The 12,323-nt window shown below is 46.5% G+C and carries 10 protein-coding genes; 6 read left to right on the forward strand and 4 right to left on the reverse strand.

The genetic code is table 11. From position 1 onward, the window contains the following. Window positions 1–200: 200 nt before the first annotated feature. Genes B5F71_RS16600 through B5F71_RS16610 form a run of 3 tightly spaced genes read left to right on the forward strand, consistent with a single transcriptional unit; the run spans window position 201 to window position 4,370 of the window. Window positions 201–1,337 (forward strand): endo-1,4-beta-xylanase, encoded by a 1,137-nt coding sequence (locus B5F71_RS16600; RefSeq protein ID WP_087212516.1) that lies wholly within the window; start codon window positions 201–203, stop codon window positions 1,335–1,337. Between the two features lie 49 nt (window positions 1,338–1,386). After that, the gene (locus B5F71_RS16605) at window positions 1,387–2,361 is read left to right on the forward strand and encodes a glycoside hydrolase family 43 protein (RefSeq protein ID WP_087212519.1); all 975 of its coding nucleotides are present in this window, start codon (window positions 1,387–1,389) and stop codon (window positions 2,359–2,361) included. Continuing rightward, complete coding sequence (locus tag B5F71_RS16610; protein WP_087212522.1) at window positions 2,358–4,370, forward strand: alpha-glucuronidase; 2,013 nt, start codon at window positions 2,358–2,360, stop codon at window positions 4,368–4,370. The genes B5F71_RS16605 and B5F71_RS16610 overlap by 4 nt, the downstream gene beginning before the upstream one ends. 286 nt (window positions 4,371–4,656) lie before the next feature. Here B5F71_RS16610 and B5F71_RS16615 read toward each other — a convergent pair whose 3' ends face one another. From B5F71_RS16615 to xseA, 3 genes are all read right to left on the reverse strand, one after another. Further along, window positions 4,657–5,676, reverse strand: a complete 1,020-nt coding sequence (locus B5F71_RS16615; protein WP_087212525.1) for a branched-chain amino acid aminotransferase — start codon at window positions 5,674–5,676, stop codon at window positions 4,657–4,659. Between the two features lie 78 nt (window positions 5,677–5,754). Next, the gene (gene xseB / locus B5F71_RS16620; protein WP_087212528.1) at window positions 5,755–5,973 is read right to left on the reverse strand and encodes an exodeoxyribonuclease VII small subunit; all 219 of its coding nucleotides are present in this window, start codon (window positions 5,971–5,973) and stop codon (window positions 5,755–5,757) included. 20 nt (window positions 5,974–5,993) lie between these two features. Beyond that, window positions 5,994–7,292 carry an exodeoxyribonuclease VII large subunit gene (xseA, locus tag B5F71_RS16625; protein WP_087212531.1) on the reverse strand — a complete coding sequence of 433 codons (1,299 nt, stop codon included), beginning with the start codon at window positions 7,290–7,292 and terminating at the stop codon, window positions 5,994–5,996. A gap of 164 nt (window positions 7,293–7,456) precedes the next feature. On the opposite strand from xseA, the gene B5F71_RS16630 reads away from it, so the two are divergent. Next, window positions 7,457–8,809, forward strand: a complete 1,353-nt coding sequence (locus B5F71_RS16630) for an MATE family efflux transporter (RefSeq protein ID WP_087212534.1) — start codon at window positions 7,457–7,459, stop codon at window positions 8,807–8,809. A 136-nt stretch (window positions 8,810–8,945) separates the two neighbouring features. Here B5F71_RS16630 and B5F71_RS16635 read toward each other — a convergent pair whose 3' ends face one another. Beyond that, window positions 8,946–10,877, reverse strand: a complete 1,932-nt coding sequence (locus B5F71_RS16635) for an NAD(+) synthase (RefSeq protein WP_022039309.1) — start codon at window positions 10,875–10,877, stop codon at window positions 8,946–8,948. Between the two features lie 177 nt (window positions 10,878–11,054). Here B5F71_RS16635 and B5F71_RS16640 point away from each other — a divergent pair, with 177 nt between their 5' ends. Both B5F71_RS16640 and B5F71_RS16645 read left to right on the forward strand, forming a co-directional pair. Next, window positions 11,055–11,474 carry a transcriptional repressor gene (locus tag B5F71_RS16640; RefSeq protein ID WP_022039310.1) on the forward strand — a complete coding sequence of 140 codons (420 nt, stop codon included), beginning with the start codon at window positions 11,055–11,057 and terminating at the stop codon, window positions 11,472–11,474. A 62-nt stretch (window positions 11,475–11,536) separates the two neighbouring features. Beyond that, window positions 11,537–12,088 (forward strand): NADH peroxidase, encoded by a 552-nt coding sequence (locus B5F71_RS16645; RefSeq protein ID WP_022039311.1) that lies wholly within the window; start codon window positions 11,537–11,539, stop codon window positions 12,086–12,088. Window positions 12,089–12,323 lie beyond the last annotated feature (235 nt).

The following is a 12,323-nucleotide window of genomic DNA, read 5'->3' on the forward strand; positions in this document are numbered from 1 at the left end:
GATGAGTTTTTGAGGCATTTTCGCTTCTGTGATGAGGAAGATAGCGGGCTATCTGACGAAGAACAGGAGCGAAAAGAACCAAAAAATCGCCCAAAGCACACACGAAAACAGATACATCAAGCCAAGAAAAACTTTTTGGAGAAATTCAAAACAGCTTCTCAGTTAACTGAATAAACAAATAACTTAAAAAAACAAAATCCATGAAAGTAAAACACATTGCATCTGCTATTCTGGCAGCAACGTTCGTCGCAGCATGTAGCGGACCTAAAAGCACTGTTCCACAAGAGCTTACACTGAAAGATGCCGTAGGCGACCAGTTCCTTATCGGAACGGCAGTAAATGTCCGTCAAGTAGCTGGAAAAGACACGAATGCTACCAATATTGTGAAACACCATTTCAATGCCATTGTTGCTGAAAACTGCATGAAAATGGAAGAACTCCATCCGTCAGAAGACGTGTACGACTTCAAGGCTGCGGATGATTTCGTAAAGTTCGGTGAGGAGAATGGCCTGACCATGACCGGCCACGTACTGATTTGGCACTCGCAATGTCCTGAATGGTTCTGTGTGGACAAAAACGGAAAGAACGTAAGCCCCGAAGTTTTGAAACAACGCATGAAAGACCATATCTATACCATAGTAAATCATTTCAAAGGAAAGCTGAAAGGATGGGACGTGGTAAATGAAGCCATTGTTGAGGACGGCTCGTACCGCAAGAGCAAATTTTATGAAATCTTGGGTGAAGAATTCATTCCTTTGGCATTCCAATACGCACACGAGGCAGACTCCACCATCGAACTATATTATAACGATTACGGAATGGATAACCCCGGACGCCGCGAAGGAGTTGTAAAACTCATCCGCAGCCTGAAAGAAAAAGGTTTGCGCATCGATGCTGTCGGTATGCAAGGACACATGGGTATGGACTATCCGAAAATTGAAGAATTCGAAAAAAGTATGCTTGCTTTTGCAGCAGAAGGTGTGAAAGTAATGATTACCGAATGGGATATGAGTGCCTTGCCTACCGTATCACGTACAGCCAATATATCGGATACAATCGCCTTCAAGAAAGCGCTGAATCCGTATCCGGATGCATTACCCGATTCTGTATCGCAGGCATGGAACGCCCGCATGAAACAATTCTTTGAACTGTTTGAAAAACATGCCGATATCGTAGACCGTGTGACAGCATGGGGAGTAACCGACGGAGATTCCTGGAAAAACGGTTTCCCTATCCGAGGACGTAAAGACTATCCGCTGCTCTTCGACCGCAACTACCAGCCCAAGCCGTTCATCACGGAAATGATAAAAGAAAAGGAAACAAACACACCCCAATAACACAGAAGAAAAACTTAAAAAACTTATAAACATAAAAAAACTCATAACCATGAAAAAAGAAGCAAGATACCTCGTACCGAATGATTATATGGCAGACCCGTCTGTACATGTCTTTAACAGCAGATTATACATTTATCCCTCGCACGACTGGGAAAGTGGAGTTCCCGAAAACGACAATGGCGACCATTTTAATATGAAAGATTACCACGTATTCTCTACCGATGATGTAATGCACGGTGAAATCACCGACCACGGAGTTGTATTGAAAGTGGAAGATATCCCCTGGGCAGGACGCCAGTTGTGGGATTGCGACGTGGCTTTCAAAAACGGCAAATATTACATGTATTTCCCGATGAAAGACCGCAATGACATTTTCCGTCTGGGAGTAGCCATAAGCGACAAGCCCGAAGGTCCGTTTATTCCCGAAGCCAATCCGATGTGGGGAAGTTATAGCATCGACCCTGCCGTATTCTGCGATGAAGACGGAAGCCATTACATTTATTTTGGAGGTATCTGGGGCGGACAATTGCAACGCTACCGGGATAATAAGGCACTGGAAAGCGCCATCCTGCCCGAAGGCAACGAACCAGCTCTGCCCGGACGTGTGGTAAAACTCCGTGACGACATGATGCAGTTTGCCGAAGACCCTCGCCCCGTCCTCATTATCGACCAGGAAGGAAACCCACTGAAAGCCAATGACCCGCATCGTTTCTTCGAAGCATCGTGGATGCACAAATACAACGGGAAATACTATTTGTCATATTCTACGGGCGATACCCACTTCTTGTGTTATGCTATCGGAGACAATCCATACGGACCGTTCACCTATCAAGGAGTTATCCTCACACCGGTAGTGGGATGGACCACACATCACGCCATTGTAGAATACAAAGGCAAATGGTACCTCTTCCACCACGATTGTGTACCCTCTGGAGGAAAAACATGGTTGCGTAGTCTGAAAGTAGTAGAACTGGAATACGATGCAGAAGGAAAAATCATCACTATTGACGGAGGAGGAGAATGATACGAATGTTGCTTCTCAGCATATGCTTGCTGCTTGCTGGAGAACGGCTGTCCGCAGAAAACGGCAGCCGCCTCTGGCTACGGCAGGACACTACAGCAAATGCTAAGGTAGAATGTTCACTGCATTCTCATACACTGGATATAGCTTGCTCTGAACTGAAACGGACATGGAAAGGCACTCCTGTATCACTTGAGCTGTTCAATGATGCTACCCACACCGCTTTAGGACCCGAAGGTTATACCATCCGGTCGGGGAAAAACGGTATCACACTTGGGTCCATCTCCGAAAAAGGTCTGCTTTATGCCACCTATCACCTCTTACGACTTCAAGCAACCCAGCAAGACACTCAGTCACTCCATATCGAAGAACGTCCGGCGTATCCCATACGAATCCTCAACCATTGGGATAATCTGGACGGTACCATCGAACGTGGATATGCCGGACATTCACTTTGGAAATGGGACGAACTGCCAGCGACACTTTCTCCCCGTTACGAAGCATATGCCCGTGCCAACGCCTCCATCGGTATCAATGCTACAGTGTTGAATAATGTCAACGCCTCACCCGAAATGCTGGACACGCCTTATCTGAAGAAAGTAAAGGCACTGGCTGATATTTTCCGTCCTTACAACTTAAAAGTATACTTATCGGTAAATTTTGCTTCGCCGATGATTATAGGCAAATTGGCTACTGCCGACCCGTTGGATCCCCAAGTAGCAAACTGGTGGAAGCAGAAAGTACACGAAATATACAGTCTGATACCCGATTTCGGAGGTTTTCTGGTAAAAGCCAATTCTGAAGGCCAACCCGGACCATGCGATTATCACCGCACTCATGCCGAAGGCGCCAATATGTTGGCAGAGGCCTTAAAACCTTATGGAGGCATTGTAATGTGGCGTGCCTTTGTGTACAGTCCTTCTGATAACGACCGTGCCAAACAAGCCTATCTGGAATTTCAGCCCCTTGATGGAAAATTCCTCGACAATGTCATTGTACAGGTAAAGAACGGTCCGATTGACTTCCAGCCGCGTGAACCTTACAGCCCACTCTTCGGAGCGATGAAACATACCCCATTAATGGTAGAGTTTCAAGTAACACAAGAATACCTGGGACACTCCAACCACCTGGCTTACCTGGCACCGATGTGGAAAGAATTTTTCCAATATGTAAAACCGGAAAGCATACGTGCCATTGCGGGTGTATCGAATATCGGAGACGAAAGTAATTGGTGCGGACACGATTTTGCACAAGCCAACTGGTATGCCTTCGGACGCCTGGCATGGAATCCGGAACTTTCTTCGGAAAGTATTGCCGATGAATGGCTGGCACAGACATTTACAGCCAACCCTCAATTTATACATCCCGTAGAGGATATGATGATGCAGAGCCGTGAAGCCGTAGTAGACTATATGATGCCCCTCGGACTACACCATATCTTTGCCTGGGGACACCACTATGGACCTGAACCTTGGTGCACCATTCCCGGAGCACGCCCCGACTGGCTTCCCTCTTATTACCACCAGGCCGACCGTAAAGGACTTGGATTTGACCGTAGCCATACCGGAAGCAATGCCGTGGCACAATACCCCGACTCACTGGCGCGTATGTTCGACTCCATCGATACCTGTCCCGAAGAGTTCCTGCTTTGGTTTCACCATGCACCGTGGACACATACCATGAATAACGGAACTACTTTATGGGAAGAATTATGCCGCCATTACCAACATGGTGTAGACAAGACACGGAACTTCTGCCAGACTTGGGAGGAAGTAAAACCTTATGTGGATACAGAACGTTGGAATGCCGTAAACGAACGGCTTCAAATTCAAACCAATGATGCAGTGTGGTGGAAAGATGCTTGCCTGCTCTACTTCCAGCAGTTTTCAAAAATGTCTTTTCCGAAAGATATAAAGCGTCCTGTACATAAATTGAAGAAATTGATGAAGGTAAAACTTCCCATCAGCAATTACGAACGGCCTACGCCTGAAATGCTACCGAAAATAAAGTAAAAAACAAATGAATGCACGCAAACAGCCAATATATACTCCTGAAAAATGAATATATACTGCATCAGCAGTTGAATATATACTGCATCAGCGGTTGAATATATACTGCATCGGCGGTTGAATATATACTGCATCGGCGGTTGAATATATACTGCATCGGCGGTTGAATATATACTGCGTTTGCAACCCAACCGAATTGGCTGATTGCAGAGATTCATTTAATTGATATTCAAAAAAAGAGGATATGCATATCTGCATACTCTCTTTTTCTTTTTACGTTACCGAAGCATCAGTCCACCATCATCACCCATCCGTACGGGTCGGGTTCGTCACCATACTGGATGGCACGAAGCTTGTGGTAGAGCTTTTCGCTGATGGGGCCCGGCTTGCCGTCTTTCGAAATGACATACGACTTGTGGTTCTCCAAATCATCGATACGTTCTATCGGGCTGATGACCGCAGCCGTACCGCACGCGCCGGCTTCTTCGAACGTTTCCAGTTCCTCTTCGGGGATAGGACGGCGTTCTACCTTCAAGCCCATGTCCTCTGCCAGCTGCATCAAGCTCTTGTTGGTAATGGACGGCAGGATAGAAGTAGAAAGCGGAGTAACATACGTATTATCCTTGATGCCGAAGAAGTTGGCTGCACCGCACTCGTCGATGTATTTCTTTTCTTTTGCATCGAGATAAAACTCGCACGCATAACCCGCATCATGCGCCATCTTGTTGGCACGCAGGCTGGCTGCATAGTTTCCACCCACCTTGTATGTACCTGTACCGAGCGGAGCAGCGCGGTCGAACTCACGGATAATCACATACGAGTTCGTAGCAAAGCCTCCTTTAAAATACGGGCCTACCGGAGTGACGAATATCACAAACAAATATTCACTTGCCGGATGTACGCCTACCTGTGCCCCCGTCCCGATAAGCAACGGACGGATATAAAGAGCCGCACCGCTTTCGTAAGGCGGAATGAAACGTTCGTTGGCTTTCACCACTTTGCGTACAGCTTCGCAGAACAACTCCGTCGGAAGTTCGGGCATCAAAATACCCCGGCATGTGCTTTGCAAACGTTCTGCATTGGCTTGCGGACGGAATACACGGACCTTGCCGTCTTTGCCGCAGAACGCTTTCAACCCTTCGAACGCTTCTTGCCCGTAATGAAGGCAAGTAGCCGCCATGTGGATATTCAATGTCTCCTCCGAGCACAATTCCAATTCTCCCCATTTCCCGTCGCGATAATAGCAACGTACGTTGTAATCTGTCTTCATATACCCGAACGGCAGATTAGCCCAATCGATTTCTTTCATGCGAATAATATGTTTTAAATGTTACATTTCGTTATAAACAATGCAACAAATGTAAGAGTTATATTTACAAAATCCAATTTAATCCGCACTTTTTTCTTCTTTGCTTCCTTCATCAAGCATCTTTTTGATTTCCGCATCCGCCTTATAGAGTTTTTCTCTACAATATTTAATCAGACGCTGAGCTTCCTGTAAGCGGCCTGCCAGCTCGTCGATATCCAGTTCATTGCTTTCAATCTGCGCCACGATTGCTTCCAGCCGCTTCATCGCTTCAGAATATGTTTCTTTTTTGGTTGCCATAATATATAATGAAAACTTACCTATAATACCTCACTTTTAAACTCTCCTTTTGCTACTCGCGTCACTATCTTGTCACCCGGCGAGAGCAAAGCTGGGTCTGTCACCGCCTTACCGTCTTTCAATGTAATGCTATATCCTTTCTGCAACAGCAGGTCGGGAGATGCCGATTTGACTTGTTGCTCAATCAACAGCAGATGCTGGGTTTCCCGTTGCAGACGTGAACAGAGCACCACGCCCAACCGTCGGTCTAATTGCAAACGATAATCTTCCTTAATCAAACGGGTCTGCCAAGCCAAATGCATACGCTTCAACAAACGTTCCTGACGGAATCCTTCATCCTGCAAACACATTTGTACACGTGCCGGAATACGTGCCACCCAATGTTCTAAACGTTCTTTCTGCCGTTCTAACCAAGCAGGCACTTCCTGATAAAAGAACGACACATATTCATCCAACCTACCAGCAGTCTCACGCAAATGATTGATTAAGAACTCGGCAGCAGCCGTAGGAGTCTTTACCCGCGTATGCGCCACCATGTCAATCACCGTATCATCGCGCTCATGGCCGATACCGGTAATGATTGGCAAAGGAAACTGAGCACAATTCGTTGCCAGTTCATACGTATCGAACCCTGACAAATCTGATGTCGCTCCACCTCCACGGATAATCACCACTACATCCCAATGTTCCAGCTCGGCATAAACCCGGTTTAAGGCACGGATAATGGAATCCTCGACCTGCTCGCCTTGCATCACCGCCGGAAACAATTTGGTATAAAACACAAAACCGAAGGCATTGCGCTCCAACTGGTCGCAAAAATCTCCATACCCCGCCGCCGTGGGCGAAGATATCACGGCAATGCGTTGGGTAAGTTCGGGCAATTCCAACTCCTTATTTAATGTAAGCACGCCTTCTTCTTCCAAGCGTTGCAAGATTTCTCTTCTCCGCTTTGCCATATCCCCCAGCGTATACGTAGGATCGATGTCGATAACGGTAAGCGAATAGCCGTAAAGCTCATGAAAATCCACCGTTACCCTTACCAGCACTTTCAGCCCTGCCACGAATGCCTGTCCGGTTTCCCGCTCGAAATAAGGCTTCAGCTCACGGAATACATTGCTCCAGACAATGCCCCGCGCCTTGGCAAGCAAGGCATTGCTCTTCGGGTCTTTCTGTACAAATTCCAGATAGCAATGCCCCGAATAGTTGGTCCGCACATCACTCAGCTCCGCCTGCACCCAATACGCATCGGGCATGGACAAGCGGACACTTTGGCGCACCAAGGCATTCAATTCGTATAAAGATAGAGGAGTATGTTCCATAAAAGTCCAAAATTCTTGGGAGCAAAGATACAATTAATAAATGAAGAACGAAGGATGAAGAATGAAGAATCGCTTCGCCCGCATGGAATTCTTCATTCTCCATTCTTCATTCTTCATTAATTTTGATTACCTTTGCACCCGGATTTAATGGTAAAAAGAGTTTTATGTCACAAAAAGGAACCGCTTCCGAATTAGGCACACAACCTATCGGCAAACTATTGACGCAATATGCCGTCCCTGCCATCATCGCCATGACGGCTTCTTCACTTTACAACATGATAGACAGCATCTTCATCGGGCACGGTGTAGGCGCTATGGCCATCTCCGGCCTTGCCATCACATTCCCCCTGATGAACCTTGCCGCCGCATTCGGCTCGCTGGTTGGTGTAGGTGCTTCTACGCTGGTTTCGGTGAAGTTAGGGCAAAAAGATTATACTACCGCCCAGCATATCTTGGGCAATGTCGTATCGCTGAATGTCCTTATCGGCATCGGATTCACGATTCTTTCCCTCTTGTTTCTCGAACCGATTCTATATTTCTTCGGAGCGAGCGAAGCGACCATCCCTTACGCACGCGATTACATGATTGTCATCCTCTTGGGCAATGTGGTGACACACATGTACCTGGGACTGAACTCGGTGCTCCGCGCGGCGGGTTATCCGCAAAAGGCGATGTTCGCCACAATCATGACCGTCGTAATCAACACCATCCTTGCTCCGATATTCATCTTCGTGTTCCATTGGGGCATCCAGGGAGTGGCGTTGGCTACTATATTGGCGCAAATCATCGCCCTGACATGGCAAATCAAGCTTTTCTGCCGGAAAAACGAACTGCTCCGCCTGAAGAAAGGCATTTACCGCCTGCAAAGCCATTTGGTGCAGAACATCATCGGCATCGGACTGGCTCCGTTCTTCATGAACATAGCCGCCTGCATGATTGTCATCTTAATCAATAAGGGATTAAAGCTGTACGACGGAGACCTTGCCATCGGAGCGTTCGGTATCGTGAACCGCATCAGCTTCCTCTTCGTCATGATTGTCATGGGGCTGAACCAAGGCATGCAGCCCATAGCCGGATACAACTACGGCGCACGCCAATACGGACGCGTGAACCAGGTAATGAAAATCACCGTGATAGCCGCCACTATCGTAACGACAACCGGTTTCCTGGTGGGCGAACTGATACCCGAACTTGTGGCAAAAGCCTTTACCACCGACCAGACCCTGATAGACCTTTCGGCACGCGGGCTGCGCATCACGGTAATGTTCTTCCCCATCATCGGATTCCAGATGGTCACGTCAAACTTCTTCCAAAGCATCGGCATGGCAAAAAAAGCCATCATCCTTTCGCTGAGCCGGCAGGTGATGATACTTATCCCGCTCCTGCTGATTCTCCCGCTCTTCTGGGGTGCAGACGGCATCTGGTTCAGCATGCCCATCTCCGACCTTGCAGCCAGCATCATCGCCGCCATTATGCTCTACCGCCAGTTCAAGCTATTCAAACAGAAAACGATATAAAAAATCCGGGTGGGATAACAGCAGAAACGCTATTCACCCACCCGGAGTCTAACTTGAATAATGTGCTTTCGGAATGCCATCACGGATAGCCGCAAAAAATTATCTGCCATTTCTATCCAAACACTTTCCACGCATCTCAACTCACCTCTTCACATTCGCGAAGCCACAGCGTTGCACTGGCATCGCTCGGCATACGCCAGTCACCACGCGGACTTAGCGATACGGAACCCACCTTCGGACCATCGGGCAGACAAGAACGCTTAAACTGCTGACTGAAGAAGCGACGGAAGAAGTTCGACAACCATTTCTTAAGAGTATCATCATCGTAAGTACCACGGAAAGCTACTTTTGCCAGATAATAAATTTTGGCGGGACGGAAACCGAAACGCAAAAAATGATAAAGGAAAAAGTCATGAAGTTCATAAGGACCTACCAAGTCCTCGGTCTTCTGCCGGATATTGCCATCCTCATCAGCTGGTATCAGTTCAGGACTGATAGGGGTATCAATGATATCGAGCAGCGTAGCACGTGAACCGGCATCTACCGTTTCTGCTACCCACGTGACCAGATAACGTACCAAAGTCTTTGGAATACCGGCATTGATTCCATACATCGACATATGGTCGGCATTGTAAGTACACCAGCCCAAAGCAAGTTCGGAAAGGTCGCCCGTACCAATTACCAATCCCCCTACCTTGTTGGCATAGTCCATCAGAATCTGTGTCCGCTCACGTGCCTGCACGTTTTCATAGGTCACGTCATGCACATCAGGATTATGTCCGATATCTTTAAAATGCTGAAGGCAGGCATCACGAATGCTGATTTCACGTGAGGTAACCCCCAACGACTCCATCAGCGCAACAGCATTGCGATGAGTACGTCCTGTGGTGCCGAATCCTGGCATCGTAATGCCGACAATGCCCTTGCGCGACATCTCCAACTTGTCGAATGTCTTGACACATACCAACAACGCCAACGTAGAATCAAGTCCTCCCGAAATACCTACCACCACCGTCTTGCATCCTGTGTGTACCAACCGCTTTGCCAGCGCTGCTACCTGAATGGAAAAAATCTCCTCACATCTGCTGGCAAGCATCTGCCCCCCTGCCGGGACAAACGGATGTGGGTCTATCCGCCGAGTAAGTGTAAAATCTTTCTCCAATACCCTTTCGGTCTGTATAACCTTTATCGGCTCTCCTTGATACTGACTTATGTTGGCGGCAAAAGTTGTATTCACCAAACGTTCGCCCTGCAAACGTTCTACATCGATTTCACTTACCACCAGTTGCCTGTCAAAAGAAAAACGGTCGGAAGCTGCCAATAACGTACCGTTTTCGTATATCAGCGCATTACCCGCAAACACAACATCGGTAGTAGACTCGCCAAAACCACACGAAGCGAACACATATCCAGCCAAACAACGTGCAGATTGCTGAGCAAGCAACGAACGAAGATACTGATGTTTGCTGATATTTTCGGTATCGGCAGAAAGATTGAAAATGATATCGGCTCCTTTAAGAGCCAATGCCGAACTAGGCGGGACAGGCGCCCACACGTCTTCGCACAACTCTATGCCGAACCTTGTCTCGGCAGTCTCAAATAACAAATGAGGACTGACCGGAACGTTTTGCCCGTAAAGACGAACGGTAGACTCACCATCAAGCGAAGTGGCAGGAGCAAACCAGCGATGCTCATAAAATTCCTTATAATTGGGTAAATAAGTCTTGGGCACAGCTCCCAGAATCTTTCCTTTCTGAATAACTACGGCACAGTTCAGCAACATCGAGTCTACCCGAAGCGGCATACCCAAAATGGAAATGATATCCAACTGACGAGTATTGTTGAGCACGCGCATCAGTGCCATCTCTGCCTGCTCAAGTAACAATGCTTGCCCAAATAAGTCACCACACGAGTATCCAGTGAGGTTTAATTCGGGAAAAACCAATATCTGCACCCCGTTCCCCTCTGCCTTCGCTATCAGGCTTTCTGCCTGCTCTGCATTGTATGGGCAATCGGCTACCTTCACCAAAGGAATAGCGGCTGCCACTTTCACAAAACCATATTTCATAAGTATGTCATTTAATATCTTGGCTTACATCGGACAAAGATAATATAAAATAAGGTGTATCCCTTATCCATATTGAAAAAAAGTAAAAAAAACATCTGTTATTTTGTACATAAAGAAAATATTTATACCTTTGCCAATGATTTAAAGTTGTAACAATTACAAATAAGGAATAATAAGATGAACGTTTACGAATATCTGCTCAGTTACCAAATCAAGCCGTCCGTACAACGCATTGCCATTATGGATTACTTGCTGAAGCATCATACTCATCCGTCCATCGATGAGATTTATATGGCTTTATGCCAAGATATTCCTACATTGTCGAAAACAACTGTCTACAACACCCTGAAACTGTTTGTAGAACACGGTGCAGCCCGCATGTTGACCATTGACGAACGGAATGCTTGCTTTGACGGAGACATATCTGTACATGCACATTTCCAATGTAAAGTATGTGGTAGAATCACGGACATCCCTCTATCGGCAGAAGAACCGGATGAGATTAAACATATGAAAAAAGAAGGTTTTCAAATAGAGGAAACACACCGATACTATAAGGGTATATGCCCTGAATGTTTGAAAATGAACAAGAACTGACCTAGGCCTTTGGCCATAGGCAAAAAACAACTAAATAACTAACAACTAAAAAACATTGAATTATGAAGAAATTTATCTGTACTGTATGTGGTTACATCTACGAAGGTGAAACAGCTCCTGAAAAATGTCCTTTGTGTAAAGCTCCCGCTTCCAAATTCAAAGAAATGGAAGAAGACAACAACGGTCTGACATTCGTTGACGAGCATGTAATCGGCGTAGCCAAAGGTTGCGATGAAGAAATGATTAAAGACTTGAACAATCACTTTATGGGTGAATGTACTGAAGTCGGCATGTACTTGGCAATGAGCCGTCAAGCTGACCGCGAAGGTTACCCCGAAGTAGCTGAAGCTTTCAAACGTTATGCTTGGGAAGAAGCTGAACATGCTTCTAAATTCGCTGAATTGCTAGGCGACTGTGTATGGGATACCAAGACTAATTTGGAAAAACGTATGAACGCAGAAGCTGGTGCTTGCGAAGATAAAAAACGTATTGCGACTCGTGCTAAACAGTTGAATCTGGACGCTATCCACGATACAGTTCATGAAATGGCAAAAGACGAGGCTCGTCACGGAAAAGGTTTCGAAGGTTTGTACAACAGATATTTCAAGAAATAATCTGAGTTCTATTTTAATGCAAAAGAGGTCGGAAAATTCCGATCTCTTTTTTTATCTTTCCACATATATAAAAACGAAGCACGGTCCGGAAAGAAAAAACTTCGGCTCTCATATCATATCGGACATATCGAGTAGGAGGTAAACACTAATCATAGGTGTTTATCTCCTATTTTCATGTTTACCGACCTCTCACACCACCGTACGTGCCGTTCGGCATACGGCGGTTCCTATTTTG

The sequence above is a fragment of the Bacteroides sp. An269 genome, assembly GCF_002159755.1.
GTDB lineage: Bacteria > Bacteroidota > Bacteroidia > Bacteroidales > Bacteroidaceae > Phocaeicola > Phocaeicola intestinalis.